16 protein-coding genes are annotated in these 16,989 nt (G+C 50.3%); 14 read left to right on the forward strand and 2 right to left on the reverse strand.

Annotated elements, in window-relative coordinates; all coding sequences use genetic code 11:
• From bsdC to ACWJJ5_RS13220, 3 genes are read left to right on the forward strand one after another with little or no spacing between them, the layout of a single operon-like run.
• A complete protein-coding gene (bsdC, locus tag ACWJJ5_RS13210) occupies window positions 1–1,422 on the forward strand; it encodes a phenolic acid decarboxylase BsdC (RefSeq protein WP_012116784.1) in 1,422 nt (473 codons plus the stop codon).
• A gap of 17 nt (window positions 1,423–1,439) precedes the next feature.
• Window positions 1,440–1,667 carry a non-oxidative hydroxyarylic acid decarboxylases subunit D gene (locus ACWJJ5_RS13215; protein ID WP_172614441.1) on the forward strand — a complete coding sequence of 76 codons (228 nt, stop codon included), beginning with the start codon at window positions 1,440–1,442 and terminating at the stop codon, window positions 1,665–1,667.
• Entirely contained in the window at window positions 1,667–2,128 is a 462-nt protein-coding gene (locus tag ACWJJ5_RS13220; RefSeq protein ID WP_014304330.1) for a hypothetical protein, read from the forward strand. Before ACWJJ5_RS13215 ends, ACWJJ5_RS13220 begins: the two co-directional genes overlap by 1 nt.
• A gap of 41 nt (window positions 2,129–2,169) precedes the next feature.
• Here ACWJJ5_RS13220 and ACWJJ5_RS13225 read toward each other — a convergent pair whose 3' ends face one another.
• Window positions 2,170–3,648 (reverse strand): peptide MFS transporter, encoded by a 1,479-nt coding sequence (locus ACWJJ5_RS13225; protein ID WP_003156366.1) that lies wholly within the window; start codon window positions 3,646–3,648, stop codon window positions 2,170–2,172.
• Window positions 3,649–3,926: 278 nt separating this feature from the next.
• On the opposite strand from ACWJJ5_RS13225, the gene ACWJJ5_RS13230 reads away from it, so the two are divergent.
• Window positions 3,927–5,672 (forward strand): right-handed parallel beta-helix repeat-containing protein, encoded by a 1,746-nt coding sequence (locus ACWJJ5_RS13230; RefSeq protein WP_454022458.1) that lies wholly within the window; start codon window positions 3,927–3,929, stop codon window positions 5,670–5,672.
• Window positions 5,673–5,764: 92 nt separating this feature from the next.
• Here ACWJJ5_RS13230 and ACWJJ5_RS13235 read toward each other — a convergent pair whose 3' ends face one another.
• On the reverse strand, window positions 5,765–5,986 hold the full coding sequence (locus tag ACWJJ5_RS13235; protein WP_454022459.1) for a hypothetical protein: 222 nt from the start codon (window positions 5,984–5,986) through the stop codon (window positions 5,765–5,767).
• Between the two features lie 121 nt (window positions 5,987–6,107).
• On the opposite strand from ACWJJ5_RS13235, the gene gerKA reads away from it, so the two are divergent.
• From gerKA to ACWJJ5_RS13285, 10 genes are all read left to right on the forward strand, one after another.
• Window positions 6,108–7,748 carry a spore germination protein GerKA gene (gene gerKA / locus ACWJJ5_RS13240; protein ID WP_003156360.1) on the forward strand — a complete coding sequence of 547 codons (1,641 nt, stop codon included), beginning with the start codon at window positions 6,108–6,110 and terminating at the stop codon, window positions 7,746–7,748.
• Window positions 7,735–8,961: a Ger(x)C family spore germination protein gene (locus tag ACWJJ5_RS13245; RefSeq protein WP_003156359.1), complete on the forward strand. Its 1,227-nt coding sequence runs from the start codon at window positions 7,735–7,737 to the stop codon at window positions 8,959–8,961. The genes gerKA and ACWJJ5_RS13245 overlap by 14 nt, the downstream gene beginning before the upstream one ends.
• 24 nt (window positions 8,962–8,985) lie before the next feature.
• Window positions 8,986–10,104 carry a GerAB/ArcD/ProY family transporter gene (locus ACWJJ5_RS13250; protein WP_025853768.1) on the forward strand — a complete coding sequence of 373 codons (1,119 nt, stop codon included), beginning with the start codon at window positions 8,986–8,988 and terminating at the stop codon, window positions 10,102–10,104.
• 168 nt (window positions 10,105–10,272) lie between these two features.
• On the forward strand, window positions 10,273–11,598 hold the full coding sequence (locus ACWJJ5_RS13255) for an LLM class flavin-dependent oxidoreductase (RefSeq protein WP_102422332.1): 1,326 nt from the start codon (window positions 10,273–10,275) through the stop codon (window positions 11,596–11,598).
• Window positions 11,599–11,610: 12 nt separating this feature from the next.
• Complete coding sequence (locus ACWJJ5_RS13260) at window positions 11,611–12,102, forward strand: GNAT family N-acetyltransferase (protein WP_454022460.1); 492 nt, start codon at window positions 11,611–11,613, stop codon at window positions 12,100–12,102.
• A 28-nt stretch (window positions 12,103–12,130) separates the two neighbouring features.
• Window positions 12,131–12,922, forward strand: coding sequence for an amino acid ABC transporter substrate-binding protein (locus tag ACWJJ5_RS13265; RefSeq protein WP_003156351.1), 792 nt, complete (start codon window positions 12,131–12,133; stop codon window positions 12,920–12,922).
• A 22-nt stretch (window positions 12,923–12,944) separates the two neighbouring features.
• On the forward strand, window positions 12,945–13,619 hold the full coding sequence (locus ACWJJ5_RS13270; RefSeq protein ID WP_003156350.1) for an amino acid ABC transporter permease: 675 nt from the start codon (window positions 12,945–12,947) through the stop codon (window positions 13,617–13,619).
• Between the two features lie 13 nt (window positions 13,620–13,632).
• A complete protein-coding gene (locus ACWJJ5_RS13275; RefSeq protein WP_003156349.1) occupies window positions 13,633–14,382 on the forward strand; it encodes an amino acid ABC transporter ATP-binding protein in 750 nt (249 codons plus the stop codon).
• 17 nt (window positions 14,383–14,399) lie between these two features.
• Window positions 14,400–15,551 carry a M20 peptidase aminoacylase family protein gene (locus tag ACWJJ5_RS13280; protein ID WP_172614446.1) on the forward strand — a complete coding sequence of 384 codons (1,152 nt, stop codon included), beginning with the start codon at window positions 14,400–14,402 and terminating at the stop codon, window positions 15,549–15,551.
• Window positions 15,548–16,894: an MmgE/PrpD family protein gene (locus ACWJJ5_RS13285; protein WP_070081356.1), complete on the forward strand. Its 1,347-nt coding sequence runs from the start codon at window positions 15,548–15,550 to the stop codon at window positions 16,892–16,894. Before ACWJJ5_RS13280 ends, ACWJJ5_RS13285 begins: the two co-directional genes overlap by 4 nt.
• Window positions 16,895–16,989 lie beyond the last annotated feature (95 nt).

The following is a 16,989-nucleotide window of genomic DNA, read 5'->3' on the forward strand; positions in this document are numbered from 1 at the left end:
ATGGCCTATCAGGATTTTAGGGAATTTCTCGCCGCTCTTGAAAAAGAAGGGCAGCTCTTAACCGTCAACGAAGAGGTAAAACCGGAGCCGGACCTGGGCGCCGCCGCGCGTGCAGCCAGCAATCTCGGGGATAAAACCCCTGCGCTTTTGTTTAACAATATTTACGGACATCACCATGCGCAGGTGGCTCTGAATGTCATCGGCTCGTGGCCGAATCACGCAATGATGCTCGGCATGCCGAAAGATACGCCTGTAAAAGAACAATTCTTTGAGTTTGCCAAACGGTACGATGCATTTCCGGTGCCGGTCAAACGGGAAGAAACCGCGCCGTTTCATGAAAATGAAATAACGGAAGATATCAATCTTTTTGACATCCTTCCGCTATTCAGAATCAACCAGGGGGACGGCGGCTACTATTTGGATAAAGCGTGCGTCATTTCCCGCGATCTTGAAGATCCGGACAATTTCGGCAAGCAGAATGTCGGCATTTACAGAATGCAGGTAAAGGGAAAAGACCGCCTCGGCATTCAGCCCGTGCCTCAGCATGATATTGCGATTCATCTTCGCCAAGCTGAAGAACGCGGCGTGAATCTTCCCGTTACGATCGCGCTCGGCTGTGAGCCGGTGATTACGACGGCTGCATCAACTCCGCTGTTATACGATCAATCCGAGTATGAAATGGCCGGCGCGATTCAAGGGGAGCCCTACAGAATCGTTAAATCTAAATTGTCTGATTTAGACATCCCTTGGGGCGCGGAAGTCGTTCTGGAAGGAGAGATCCTTGCGGGAGAACGGGAATACGAAGGACCTTTCGGTGAGTTCACGGGCCATTATTCAGGCGGCCGCAGCATGCCGGTCATCAAAATCAAACGGGTATATCATAGAAACAATCCGATTTTTGAACATTTATACTTAGGCATGCCGTGGACGGAGTGCGACTATATGATCGGCATTAATACGTGCGTGCCGCTTTACCAGCAGCTGAAGGAAGCCTACCCGAACGAAATCGTCGCCGTGAATGCGATGTATACGCACGGGCTGATCGCCATTATTTCTACGAAAACACGCTACGGCGGATTTGCCAAGGCAGTCGGCATGCGCGCCCTGACGACGCCGCACGGACTCGGCTACTGCAAAATGGTCATTGTCGTGGATGAGGATGTCGATCCGTTTAACCTGCCGCAAGTCATGTGGGCGCTCTCAACGAAAATGCATCCGAAACACGATGCAGTCATCATTCCTGATCTGTCCGTCCTTCCGCTTGACCCGGGGTCTGATCCGGCAGGGATGACACACAAAATGATTCTTGACGCCACGACGCCTGTCGCGCCGGAAACAAGAGGCCATTATTCGCAGCCGCTTGATTCCCCGCTGACAACGAAAGAGTGGGAACAAAAACTGATGGACTTAATGAATCAATAAGAAAGGATGAGGTTGCTATGAAAACATGCCCGCGCTGTGAATCGCAAAAAGGAGAAACCGTCAGCCAATCGCCGGTCAAAGGCGCTTGGGAAATATACCAATGCCAAACCTGCTTTTTCACATGGAGATCCTGTGAACCGGAAAGCATCACGAATCCGGCGACATTCAACCCGGCATTTAAAATCGATCCGAAAGAAACGGAGACGGCCACACATGTTCCCGCTGTCCCGGAAAGAAAAGCGTAATGCTGACGGAGCACTTGCCGGAGGCGCTTTACACGCTTTTAGACGGAACGGAGCTTGAAAAAAAGCAGCACGACGCCTTTGTGCTCCAATCCGTGACAAAAGAAGGCCGTCCGCACGCGGCCATGATCAGCGCCGGTGAAATCGCGGCCGTGAGCAGAACAAATCTCCGACTCGCCTTATGGAAAAACACGACGACCGTAAAAAGCCTGCTGCATTCGGGACAAGCTCTTTTCATCGCCTGGCACGGAGGAGCCGCATATTACGTCACATTGGAATGTAAGGCGCTTCCGCCGCTGAAAGAGGCGAAACACGAGCGGGAACGGTTCAGCTGCCGCGTGATCACCGTCAAGGAAGATCGGGCGAAATACGCGGATCTGACATCCGGACCGGCCATCCAGCTCCACGAACCGGAAGATGTCCTGAAGAGATGGAGAGAAACACTTGAGGAGTTAAAACGATAGACGCAAAAAAAAGCCTGCGGACGATTCCGCAGGCTTTTCTTTTATTGTACGCCTTTCATCGCCCGTTTAATGACGGGAGACAGAAGAATTAAAATAATACCGAGAATGATCGAAACAAGACCGATTGAGCCGAAGTAGGCCGCTTCAGAAATCTTATCAAACAAACCGACTACTTTTGCGTTCAGGGCTTGACCGCAGGCGTTTGTTAAAAACCACATACTCATCGTCTGCGCTGAGAAAGCTGCAGGCGCAAGTTTCGTTGTGACGGATAAACCGACCGGTGAAAGGCAAAGCTCACCAAGCACAACCAAAAGGAAGCTGAGCACAAGCCAAAGCGGGCTCACAAGCTCGCCGCTTCCGCCCATAACCGGAAGCACCATGACTAAAAATGATAATCCGGCAAGGATAATGCCGATCGCGAATTTAATCGGTGTTGAAGGCTGGCGTTTGCCGAGCTTCATCCAGATCCATGCGAACACCGGCGCGAAAATAACGATGAATAACGGGTTCAGAGACTGGAACCATGAAGACTCAAGATGCATGCCCGCAAAGGAAAGTCTCGTGCGCTGATCCGCATATAAAGCAAGAATCGTCGCGCCCTGCTCCTGAATCGCCCAGAACATTGCCGCTGCAATAAACAGCGGAACATAAGCCGCAAGCCGTGATTTTTCCGTTTTCGTCGCTTTTTTGCTTGTGAACATCACGATAAAGTAAATAACCGGAATGACAATGCCGAGGATACTGACGGTGTCAATCACACGCTGGATCGTCAGCCAGCCGGTTTGAATCAGAACGATAATAACGGCTGCTGCGATGACCACTCCGATTCCCGTGCCGATCACTGATGATTTAGAAATCGGATTCGGTACATTGGAGCCTGCTTTGCCGAGGTATTTCTTTCTCGTAAGAGCGAAAACAATCAGTCCGAGGAACATACCGGCCGCGGCGCATCCGAAGCCTAAGTGGTAGTTGTACTTCTGTCCGAGTGTTCCGACAATTAGCGGCGCAAGCAATCCGCCGAGGTTGATCCCCATGTAAAAGATGCTGAAACCTGAGTCGCGGCGCTCGTCTTCCTTCGTATATAAATCTCCGACAACGCTGGATACGTTTGGTTTAAGCAGGCCGGTTCCGATAATGATCAGAGCCATGCTGGTAAAAAACGCCGCCGTGCTGCCGGGGAAGGCAAGAGCGATGTGCCCGAACATAATTAAAATTCCGCCGTAAAATACGGTGTTTGCCGTGCCGAATACCCGGTCGGCCAGCCATCCGCCGATGACGCTCGACATGTATACGAGAGACCCGTATATGGACATGATGGCAACTGCGGTCGTTTTATCAAAGCCGAGACCGCCATGAGCGACTTCCGTGTATAAATAGTAAAGCAATATGGCTCTCATACCATAGTAGGAGAAACGCTCCCAAAATTCGGTGAAAAACAGTGTGAACAAGCCGCGGGGATGACCGAAAAAGCCTCGTTGCGGCACAGTTTCTGTTATAGATTCCTTATCAATAGATGCCACCTGAGCCAACCCTTTCTTAAAAAAGTGTATTACAAAAATCATATTCTTATATAATACTTGTGTCAATATAATTTATACTGAATTCAAAAAATTCCAGAATGAAAAGATATTAAAACGTTTAATATAGACGAATTTTCCTGATTCCAATGACTTATTTTGTTATATTATCTGACTAAACTATCTTTATAAACTTTTTTAATAAAATTTAAAGTATGTACAGGCGGAGCGGGATATGGCGGAATAAGATGACAATAAGAGAGGAAGGAGGAGATTATCACTTGCCGAATCGTATATTGGATATTACGGATTGCGGTGTGGCGGCAGACGGAAAAACCGATGTGACGGGCGCCATCAACCAATGCTTGGCCAGGGCCGTCAGCGAAGGCTGTCATACGGTGTTTTTTCCGCCCGGAACGTATAAAATCAACGGCACGCTTGGCGGGGACAGAAGCCAGCCGTTTCGGAACGCCGGGATTAACGTGCCGAGCCATCTCACCATCGTTTTAGATCCGGAATGCACGATTAAAGTGGCGCCGAACAGCTCCTGGGGCTACTCGGCTTTCTATATAGGCAGGCGTGAAAATGTCACCATCACCGGCGGCCGGATCATCGGGGAACGGGATGAACACACGTATACCAATGTCCCTTTGCGGTCGACCCATGAATGGGGGTTTGGAATCTGTATTGAAGGCAGCAGTAATGTGCTGATCGAAAATGTGAAGATTTCGGATTTTACGGGAGACGGCATAATTGTCAGCCCGCTCGGGTTAAAAACAAACAGTGATTACGAAACTTCAGAACAGGTGACCATCCGCCGCTGTGAGATCAGGCAGTCAAGGCGGAACAACATTTCAATCACCGGCTGCAATACCGTTACGGTGGAAGAATGCGTGATTGAAGACGCCGGGCAAGGGAACGGAACGGCTCCGAAATTCGGAATCGATATTGAATCGTACGGAGAAGGCGATATTGATTATGAAGAAGCTCTTCATATTACGGTCCGCAACAACTTCTTTTCCGGAAACGCCGCAAGCTCAGTCACCAATTTTAACGGATATAATGTGTTAATTGAAGGAAATCATTCCGATAACACAATCAGCTACGGGTACGGGGCACATACCGTCATTTCGGGGAATGTCTTCTTTCGGTCAGACGGCGGCTCAAGGACCGCAGTCGCCGGACAAGGTGTGTCACAAGGACAGGACAGCAGCAATGCCGTCATTTCCAACAATCTGATTACCGGGTTTTCCACCGGAATAGATGTAAGGGGAAAAAGCGTCCTCGTCACCCACAACAAAATCAATCAATTTGAAAATACGGGCATTTCCGTCTATCAGGCAGAAGATGTGACCGTTGACGGCAATGTCATTGAAAACGGACGTTCCGAAACGAGACGAAGCACGGGGATGCGGGCGACGCTGTCGGAAAACGCCGTCTTTACGAATAACACTCTGAATCAGGTGACAGACGGAATCACCATGTCGGCCGGCAGTAACATTGTAAAACAAAATGTGCTGAAATCGTTCAGCCGGGGCATATGGGTCACAGGCGGAAATGCCGTTATTGAAGGAAATACGCTCCTTCCGAATGCGTATCAGGGCGCCGCGGAGTCCTATGCCGTATCTGTGACAAATGACGCCAGGGCTGTCATCAAAGGCAATCTCTTTAAGAACTATAAAAACTATCCCGTATTCAGTTCAACATCCTCGGGAACCTCTGTCATCAGCAACCGCTTTGAATCATCACCGCTTATCGTTACCGTGTATCTGAACTCAGGCACGCATGAAGTCATAGACAATACGCTCACGATCAACCGAACAGCGGGCAGCCCGATCGGCATCTATCTGAACGGAGCCTCCAATTCCCTCGTTTCGGGCAATACCATCAACAACCTTTCCGCCGCTTCTGCTTCCGCCATCCAAACCAGCTCCTCCGCAAGTACTAAAATCATCGGCAACCGCATTATCAAAGGCGTCATTGTGAAGCACGCGACAGATACGGAAAGCGGAAATATCGTCATCTGAGAACAGTCTGCGCCGGAAAAATAAAAAGAACACATGAACTCCGAGAGAAGGAGGGATGTGTTCTTTTTTGACACAATACAGCCGTGCGCCTGTCAGGCACCTTTTTTACCTGATTTATATAAAGCGATCATTTCTCTGATTAAAAAGAGGGCGAATAAAAACAGCATCAGCCATTCTGAGAAGGTGGTCAATTTAAAAGCGGACAGGTTGTTTTGGACCGCTCCATAGAAACTGAAACCTTGCAGCATATCCATCGTTACTGAAATGATCAGACAGGCAGTCAGCAAAAAAAATGAAACCCCCAATATTTTCATGCGCATCACTCTCCCTTTTTATACTTTTCGATTACGCAGAACTTATGCAGACTTTCCGCCGTGCATAATCTTTTGCCGTACAGGAAGAATATGAAAAAAACGAGGAAAGGTTTTTTGCGATATGCCGCCATTTTTTAAGCAGAGGAAACAAAAAAAAGCCGATCAAAACGACCGTGACAATGAAGGCAGAAAAGAAGCGGACAGCCAGCCGGACAAAGAGCGGGATGAGCCGATCTCCCTCAGCTTAAAGCAAAATATGAAGAAGCTGTCTGAGAGGTTCGGCAACAGTGCCGATGTCGTCATCCGCCGGCTGAAAATCGGAAAAGAAGAGCTTCCGGCCGCAATTGTGTATATCGCCGGTTTGGTAGACGAACAGCTTGTCAGCCAATCCCTTCTGGAGGATTTAATCGACATCCCGTCCGTTCAGCCGGAACAAGCGGTCTGCCTGATATACGATAAAACGCTTGCGATCGGCGGGGTGAAAGAGGAAGAAAAATGGAAAAGCCTTTATGCCGGGCTGGTGGCGGGCAGCACGCTCATTTTTGTCGACGGTGCTGACAAGGCGCTGATCGCCAGCACGGAAGGGGGCGAGCACCGGTCCATTCAAGAGCCGAGCACTCAGGTCTCTTTCCGCGGCCCGCGGCAGGGATTCACTGAATCTCTGCAAACCAATATTTCCATGATCCGCAGGTATGTAAAAACGCCTGATGTATGGGTTGAAAAAATGGAGATCGGACACGAAACGAATACGGATGTCGCGCTGATGTATATTAACGGAATTTGCGATAAAAAGCTGATTAAGGAAGTCCGCAAGCGGCTGAAGCACATTGACATCGACAGCATTCTGGAATCCGGCTACATTGAACAGCTCATTGAAGACGCGCCGTTTTCTGTGTTCCCCACCGTATATCATACGGAGCGGCCGGACGTCGTGGCGGGGAATCTGCTGGAAGGACGATTTGCGATTATCGTGGACGGAACGCCGTTCGTTCTCATCGCGCCGGCCTTATTTATTCAATTTTTTCAATCCGTTGAGGATTATTATTCACGATTTGATATCGCCACAAGCATCAGGGTGCTGCGGGTTTTGATTTTCTTCATTTCACTGGTGGCGCCGGGGATTTATGTGGCGGCGACGACCTTTCACCAGGAAATGATTCCGACGCAGCTGCTGATTGTCATCGCGGCTCAGCGGGAGACGGTGCCGTTCCCGGCCGTGATTGAAGCGCTGACGATGGAAGTGGCTTTTGAGATTCTCAGGGAGGCGGGTGTCCGGCTTCCGAGAGTTGTCGGCTCCGCCGTTTCCATAGTCGGAGCGCTTGTCATCGGCCAGGCCGCCGTACAGGCCGGCATCGTCTCCCCGGCCATGGTTATCGTCGTCGCGCTGACGGCGATTGCCAGCTTTGCGACCCCGGCTTTTGACATGGCGATATCCGCGCGGCTGATCCGGTTTCTCTTTATTCTGTCAGCGGCGGTCATGGGATTTTACGGGCTGATTCTGGGCATTATCATGATGTTCGTCCATCTGTGCGGCCTGCGTTCATTCGGTTTTCCGTATATGTCCCCGCTCGCTCCTTTGACCCCGGGCGGGCTGAAGGATTCCATCCTCCGCGCTCCGTTATGGGCGGATGAAAAAAGGCCGGAACTGCTCGTGCAGGAAAACAACAGGCGCCAAGGGGAACATCAAAGACCGAAACCGGAGACATCCAGAGGAATGGTTAATAAAGATGTAGAAGAGGGCGACGGTAATGAAAAGACGTAAATGGATACTTATCCTTTGTACGATGGTTTCCCTTATGTTTGTATCCGGATGCTGGGATAAAAGGGAGCTGACTGATTTGGCTGTGATCTCCGCCATCGGTATTGACCGGACCGAAACGGGAAAATACGTCCTTCACTTGCAAATTATCAATCCGGGAAACGTGGCCGGCGGTCTGCAGGGCGGCGGAGCGGGAGACCGGCCTCCGGTTTCCGTCTATTCGGTGTCCGGAGACAATATGACGGAAGCTTTGAGAAAAGGCTCGATGAAAGTGTCCAGAAGGCTCTATTTTGCGCATACGAATCTCGTGGTGTTCAGTGAAAAGCTGGCGAAAGAGGAAGGGCTCAGTTTTATTCTGGACAATCTTGACCGCGACACCGAATTCAGGACGACCGCAACCGCGGTTATCGCGCATAATTGCAAGGCTGAAGACATTATTAAAGTGCTGACGCCGATTGATAAAATCCCTTCCAATAAAGTGAACAAGACGCTCAGCTTCACGCAGGAACAATACGGCAGAGTCATTAAAACCAGCCTTCAGGACGTTCTGATTGATCTCGCTTCTCCGGCCGGGTCGCCGTTTATTCCGGGTTATGAAATGCACGGAGACGATAAAGCCGGTCCTACGATGGAAAATACGCAGACGACTGAACCGAAAGCAGTGCTGTCAGCGGACGGACTGGCGGTGTTCAAAAAGGATGGGAGGCTGGATTACTGGATTGAGGATGACGACAGTGTGGGGGCTGTATGGCTGCTCAATAGGATCAAGCATACGTTCATCAATGCGGATTGGAAGAATGTGAAGCACGCAATCAGTCTGCAGGTCACCCGCCAGAATACAAAGGTGACGGCCACTTTTCCGAACGGAAAACCGCATATTCACGTGCATGCTCAGGTCGAGGGGCTGGTGGACGCTGTCAGATACCCTTTCCATCTGTCTGATCCGCAAGTGCTGATGACGATGCAAAAGGCGCTCAGCGTGCAGCTTGACAAAGATATCACCAAATCAATTGAAGATATAAAAGCCCGTAAGAATGACTTCGTCGGCTTCGGAGACCTGATCTATCGGAAGCATCCGGACAAATGGAAAAAGTTCAAAGGGAAGTGGGATGAAGAATATTTCCCCAATCTCCCCGTAGATGTCAAAACGGAAGTCATTATCAGAAGAACGGGCTTGCGGAATAATCCTCTCTCAGACAAGCTTGAGCATGATTGATGTGAGGGGAAAGGAGCGAAGCGTATGGAAAATGCGAAAATCGGCACGCGTCAGCTGTTTATTATGATCATTTTGTTTGAATTGGGCAGTTCGTTATTGATCCCTCCGGGCACGATGGCCGGGCGGGATGCGTGGCTGTCCGTGCTTCTCGGGTGCGTTACCGGTCTCGGACTTTTCTACGTTTATCAGGCCCTGTATCAATTTTTTCCTGAGTCTTCACCGAGAGATTACATGAACGAACTGATCGGCAGACATCTGAGCTGGGCGGTCTCGCTTCTTTATATTCTCTATTTTTCTTATATCGCGGCCCGCGTATTGCGGGATTTTGGCGAAATGCTTGTCACCTTCGCCTACCAGGACACGCCGCTTTTAATTGTGAATGCCATGCTGATGATCGCCGCGATATTTGCGGTCAGAAAGGGTATTGAAGTGATAGCGAGAGCCGGCGAGCTGCTGTTTGGCATTATGTATTTTCTGACAGCCGTCGGGCTGATCCTCATTATCAGCTCAGGCACGATCAACCTCAGATTTCTCCAGCCGGTTTTAGCGGAGGGTGCAGGAACGGTCATTTATTCTGTGTTTAAACAGACGATGTTCATCCCATTCGGTGAATTAATCGTGTTTGTCATGATTTTCCCTTATTTAAAAGATCGGAAAAAGGTGAAGAAAACCGGATTTCTGGCGATTATCATCAGCGGGCTGTTTTTGGCGATGTCAGTGGCGATTAATATTTGTGTGCTGGACGTCAACTTAATGCTCCGCTCTCAATTTCCGCTGCTGAGCACCATACAGACAATTAAAGTGGAGGAGTTTTTAGACCGGCTGGATGTCTTTTTCATGCTCGTGCTCGTCATCGGCGGTTTTTTCAAAGTCAGCCTTTTTACATATGCGGTTGTCGTGGGCGTGTCCACGCTGTTTAAAGAAAAAAACCCGTCCCAGCTGGCCTTTCCGGTCGGATTGGGGGTGCTGATTCTCTCCATCAGCATCGCAAGCAATTTTTCGGAACACATGAATGAAGGCTTAAACATTGTGCCGATCTATATTCATCTTCCGTTTCAAGTGCTGTTCCCCGTTTTGCTGCTTATCATTGCTGTTATTAAGAAAAAGGTCAAAGGGACCGTCTATACAGTTTCGAAGAAATAACCCGGCCGGTGCGCCGGGTTATTTTAAAAATCATGATTTTTGTCTTAATGCATTGACAAACTTGCGTGACAATTGTACATTTTGATTTATTCTTATAAAATTACTAGGAAATATAGGTTTAGTGGTGTTAATATTTTCTGAACCGTATTTCAGAATAGAAGGAGATCCATCATGACAAAGAAAAAAGAAATCAAACTCGGTGTGTTTCTCGCGGGCACCGGCCATCATGTCGCTTCTTGGAGACATCCTCAGGCACCGGCGGACGCGAGCATGAATTTGGATTATTTCAAAGAACTGGCGAAAACGGCTGAGCGTGGGAAATTGGACATGCTGTTTTTGGCGGACAGTTTATCAATAGACGGCAAATCACATCCGAATGTGCTGACGCGCTTTGAGCCGTTTACGCTGCTGTCGGCGCTCGCTCAGGTCACATCCCGCATCGGTCTGGCGGCGACCGCGTCTACCACATACAGCGAACCGTTCCATATCGCGAGACAATTTGCATCGCTTGATCATCTTTCCAACGGCCGCGCGGGCTGGAATGTCGTCACATCTTCGATTGAATCGACCGCGCTTAATTTCAGCGGCGAAAAGCATCTTGAGCACCATCTCAGATATCAGCGCGCGGAAGAATTCGTGGAAGTCGTCAAAGGATTATGGGATTCGTGGGAGGAAGACGCCTTTATCCGTGACAAAGAGTCAGGAGCATTTTTCGATAAAGACAAAATGCATGAATTGAACCATAAAGGAACATATTTCTCCGTGAGAGGGCCGTTAAATGTCGCCCGCACACCTCAAGGGCGCCCGGTCATTATTCAGGCCGGATCATCAGGAGACGGAAAAGCGCTGGCCGCCAAAACGGCGGAGGTCATTTTCACCGCGCAAAATCATTTGGAGTCCGCGCAGGAATTCTATCAATCTATTAAAGAACAAGCGGCTTCTTTCGGCCGTGATCCTGAAAAAATTGCGATCATGCCGGGGATCTTTCCCGTTATCGCCGATACCGAAGAAGAAGCGCAGGCAAAATATGAAGAGCTCCAAGACCTCATCATTCCGTCTGTCGGACTGAACATTCTGCAAAACTATCTGGGCGGCGTCGACCTTTCCGCCTGCCCGCTTGACGGCCCGCTGCCTGAATTGGATGCGGATGCGTCGAATGCCGTTAAAAGCCGGTTCAAGCTCGTTCAGGAGATGGCCAAACGCGATAACATGACCATCCGCGAGCTGTACAAATATGTGGCGGGTTCAAGAGGCCATCATATCTTTGTCGGAACGCCAGAACAGCTTGCCGATAAGATGGAAGAATGGGTCGGAAAACAAGCTTGTGACGGCTTCAACATCATGCCGCCGCTTTTGCCTGAAGGTCTCACTCTTTTTGTAGACAAAGTGATTCCGATTTTACAAGAACGGGGCGTGTTCAGAAAAGAGTATGAAGGAACGACGCTCAGAGAACATTTCGGACTGGAAAAACCGGCAAACCGATATGCCGACTAAAGGAGGGTCATCATGTCAAGACAATACCGGCTCGCAACGGAGGCAGACGCTGATGAGCTGCTTTCACTGACACTGAAGGCGTATGAACCGATCCGCAAGCTCGGCATCAATTTTGCCGCTGCCACGGCGGATAAAGAACTCGTATTAACTAACATACAGAAAAACGCCTGTTACGTTTTGGAGGAAGACGGACGGATTCTGGCGACGATTTCTCTGCGGATGCCGTGGGGGCCGAATCCCGGGCCGTACGGTGTCCCTCATATTTGGTGGTTCGCCGTCGATCCTGAAACCGGAAAAAAAGGGACGGGCTCAGACATGCTGGCGTGGCTGGAGAACACAGTGCTCCGCGATACATTAAAAGCGCCTTTCGTGTCACTGGGCACAGCGGACAAGCATCCGTGGCTGATCGGTATGTACGAGCGGAAAGGCTACGTCCGCGCAGGCGAAAAGGATTTAGGAAAAGGCCACATCACCATCTATTTAAAAAAACAATTGCAGGATTAACATTTTAATAGGAAAAGGCGGGATTTCAATGAAGAAGAAAACATGGGCTTTGCTGCTGTCTGCCGCGCTTTTGGCGGTCTTAACAGCATGCGGAAACGGAAAAGAAAGCGAAGGCGGCGATAACGTGCTGCATGTCGGCGCCACGGGACAAAGCTATCCGTTCGCATATAAAGAAAACGGCAAGCTGACAGGCTTTGACGTGGATGTCATGGAAGCCGTAGCGAAAAAAATCAACATGAAACTGGACTGGAAGCTGCTTGAATTCAGCGGACTGATGGGCGAGCTCCAGACCGGCAAACTCGACACCATTTCAAACCAGGTCGCTGTCACGGACGAACGCAAGAAAACGTATAACTTCACAGAACCGTATTCGTATGCGGGCACTCAAGTCGTCGTCAAAAACGATAACAAAGACATCAAATCAGTCAATGATCTGAAAGGAAAAACAGTGGCGGCCGTTCTGGGCTCAAACCACGCGAAAAACCTTGAGAGCAAGGACCCGGATAAAAAAATCAACATAAAAACATATGAAACACAAGAAGGCACGCTGAAAGACGTGGCTTACGGACGGGTTGACGCCTATGTAAACAGCCGCAGCGTCCTGATCGCCCAGATTAAAAAGACCGGTCTGCCTCTGAAATTAGCAGGAGACCCGATTGTCTATGAAAAAGTCGCTTTCCCGTTTGCGAAAGATGCGGCTCACGATAAAATCCGCAAAAAAGTAAACAAAGCCATTGAAGACCTGCGGAAAGACGGCACGCTGAAAAAGCTGTCTGAAAAGTACTTTAACGAAGATATCACAAAGGAAGCAAAGCATTAAGAAACGGCGGTGAAAATCGAGAATGAACAGCATTGATTGGGGATTTATGTTTTCAGCTTTTCCCGCGTTAATCGAAGCCTTGCCGATCACATTACTAATGGCCGTCGCGGCCATGGTATTTGCCGTGATCGGCGGCCTTATATTAGCGCTTATCACAAAAAATCGTATTCCTGTGCTTCACCAGCTGTCAAAGGTGTATATTTCATTTTTCCGGGGCGTGCCGACGCTCGTGCAGCTTTTCTTAATTTATTACGGCCTGCCTCAGCTCTTTCCCGGAATGAGCAAGATGACGGCGTTAACTGCGGCGATTATCGGGTTAAGCCTGAAAAATGCCGCCTACCTGGCTGAAATCTTCCGCGCGGCGCTCAACTCAGTCGATGAGGGGCAGCTTGAAGCCTGTCTGTCTGTCGGAATGACAAAATCCCAGGCGTACAGACGGATCATTTTCCCGCAAGCCGTCAGAAACGCGCTTCCCGCGACGGGAAATACATTTATCGGCCTGTTAAAAGAAACATCGCTCGCTTTTACATTAGGAGTGATGGAGATGTTCGCCCAAGGAAAAATGTACGCATCAGGCAACCTCAAATATTTTGAGACGTATTTAGCCGTCGCGGTCATGTACTGGATTCTTACGATTATTTACAGTGTGCTGCAGGATCTGCTCGAACGGGCGATCAGCAAGCCTTATCGCACATAGGAGGAGGCTCAGGATGATACAAGTCAGACATATTCGAAAAGCATTTAAAGACCTTACCGTACTTGACGGGATCGATCTTGAGATCAAAAGCGGCGAAGTCACGGCCATCATCGGCCCGTCAGGCTCGGGAAAATCAACGCTCCTCCGCTGTCTGAATCTGCTGGAGCGCCCGGATGACGGCATCATTGAAATCGGCGATGCAAAGCTGAATGCAGCGTCCTATTCGCGCAAAGACGTACACAAGCTTCGCCAGCAGACGGCGATGGTGTTTCAGAATTACAACCTGTTCAAAAACAAAACCGCCCTGCAAAATGTGACAGAGGCGCTGATCACCGCGCAAAAGAAACCGAAAAAAGAAGCGGAACAGATCGGTATGGACCTGCTGCGGCAAGTCGGTTTAGAACACAAAGCGGACAGCTACCCGATTACGATGTCAGGCGGGCAGCAGCAGCGGATCGGGATTGCGAGAGCCTTGGCCGTTGATCCTCACGCGATTTTACTGGATGAACCGACTTCAGCCCTTGACCCTGAGCTTGTAGCCGGGGTGCTCCAAGTCATCAAATCAATCGCCGAAAAACAGACAACCATGATCATCGTCACGCATGAGATGGCTTTTGCGCGTGAAGTAGCCGACAAAGTTATTTTTATGGCGGACGGACGCATCATCGAACAGGGAACGCCGGAGGAGCTGTTTGACAATCCGCAGAACGAACGGACGAAAAAATTCATTAAGCAAGTGGGAGAGCCTGCCGAACTTGTCTAAGAAGGGAAGAAGAAGAAATGGCAAATGAAACGTATGAATCATTAAACAAACGTTTAATCAATATCCGCCGCGACCTTCATGAACACCCTGAGCTGTCAGGCGAGGAATTCGAAACGACGAATAAAATCCGCCGCTGGCTGGAGGAAGAAGGAATCACGGTTCTTGATGTGCCGAAACTTCAAACCGGAGTGATCGCTGAAATCAAAGGAGACAAAAGCGGCCCCGTCATCGCCGTCAGAGCGGACATCGACGCACTGCCGATCGAAGAGAAAACAAACCTTCCGTTTGCTTCGCGAAACAGCGGCGTGATGCACGCATGCGGCCATGATTTCCATACGGCATCTATTCTCGGCACGGCTTTCTTATTAAATGAGAGAAAGCATGAGCTGAAAGGAACGGTGCGGTTTATTTTTCAGCCCGCGGAAGAAATCGCCGCCGGAGCAAGACAGGTCATTGAAGCCGGCGCGCTTGACGGTGTATCGGCGATATTCGGCATGCATAACAAACCTGACCTCCCCGTCGGCACGGTCGGTCTGAAAGAAGGCCCGCTGATGGCGAGTGTCGACCGCTTTGAAATCACCGTGAAAGGAAAAGGCGGCCACGCCGGAATCCCCGACAACAGCATTGACCCGATTCAGGCGGCAGGACAGATCATCGGCGGCCTGCAATCGGTTGTCAGCAGAAACATCAGCTCGCTTCACAATGCCGTCGTCAGCATCACAAGAGTTCAGGGGGGCAGTTCTTGGAATGTCATTCCGGACCATGTTGAAATGGAAGGAACCGTCCGGACGTTTCAAAAAGAAGCGCGGGAGGCTGTTCCGAAACATATGAAGCGGGTTGCCGAAGGAATCGCGGCCGGATTCGGGGCAGAGGCTGACTTCCGCTGGTTTCCTTACCTTCCGTCAGTGATGAACGATGCCCGTTTCATCCAGGCGGCGGAACAAACGGCTGAAGATCTCGGGCTTCAAACCGTTCGGGCAGAACAGTCGCCCGGCGGTGAAGACTTCGCGTTATATCAAGAAAAAATCCCCGGCTTCTTTGTCTGGATGGGAACAAACGGAACAGAAGAATGGCACCATCCAGCCTTTACACTCGACGAAAAAGCGCTCCCAAAAGCGGCTGAGTTTTTCGCCCGGCTTGCCGTCAATGTATTGGAGCAGACGGAATGAATACGGAAAATCTGACGGCCGGACTTGCTCAGGCCGTCATGTCGTCTGTACCGGAAACATCCGCCGAAGCGATGAAAGAAGCGCGCAAAGGACTGCTTGATTTTACAGCGGCGGCTTTTGCGGGGAGACGGGATAAAGGAGTTGAAAAGCTGGTAAAACTGGCCGAAGAAGAAGGCGGGGTGCCGATAGCGCCGCTTATCGGCAGAAATCAAAAAACCACGCCGTCCCAATCCGCGCTCATTAACGGATTCATCGCACATGCGCTTGATTTTGACGATGTTCATTCTGATGTAAGAGGACATCCGAGCGCGGTCATCCTTCCGGCTTTGATTGCAGCCGCATCAGCCGGCCGGATAGACAAGAGCCGTTTTCTCGGCGCTTATGTGACGGGAATCGAAGTGATGGCGCGGCTCGGCGAGTCAGCTGGAAGGCATCATTACGAGAAAGGCTGGCACAATACAGGAACGTTAGGTGCCATTGCGGCCGCATGCGCCGTCGGATTTGCGGAGAATCTGAATCAAACCCAATTGCAGAAAGCAATCGGGTTTGCGGCTGCCCGTTCCGGAGGCATGAGAATGCAATTCGGGACAGAAATGAAGCCGCTCCACGCCGGCCTGGCCGCTCAAGCCGGGGTGTTCGCCGTAAAGCTTGCAAAGGCCGGTTTCGGCGGCTCAGCTCATGCGCTCGACGGAGAGAAAGGTTTTTTCGGACTGTACGGCGATCTTGAACGGGCAGAAACCCTGCTTGTAAACGGGTGGGGAAACCCTTGGCGGATTGTGAGCCCGGGACTTTGGTTTAAGGTTTATCCGTTTTGCTCGGCGGCCCATCATGCGGCGGACGCCATTCTCAAGCTGAAGGCCGAACATGGTCTCACTTTCGGCCAAACGGAACGGATCGACGTGATTTATCCGCCGGGAGGGGACGCCGCATTGACAGAACGGCGTCCGAAAACAGGCGAAGCGGGAAGATTCAGCGTGGAATATGTGATCACCTTAGCTTTGCACGGTAAGGATTTTTCAGTTGAACATTTCACATCCGAGCCGATCCCGGAATCCCTTCAAAAAGGATTTGAGCGGATTCACCGCAGCTGCGATGACCAAATTCAGCCGGCTGACAACGCCGTTCCGAAGGGCCGTTTTACAATTGTACGGGTCACGGCTTCCGGCGGTCATGTCTATGAAGCACGTATCGACTGTCCGAGGGGAGCGCCGGGAAACGGTCTTTCTGAAAAAGACATTCAAGACAAGCTCCGGCTCGCTTTGCCGGGAGAAGAGAAAAAGGCGGAAGAATTGATCAAAGCAGCCGGACAATCAAATATGGACCGTTATTTACAGCTGATATAAATAAAAAGAGCGAGGGGATGCAGCCCTCGCTCTTTTTACGTTCACTTCTATTGAATAGGGGGATATAGGGTGCGCCCCCGTCTGCGCTGGCAGGG

The sequence above is a fragment of the Bacillus sp. JK74 genome, assembly GCF_053663395.1.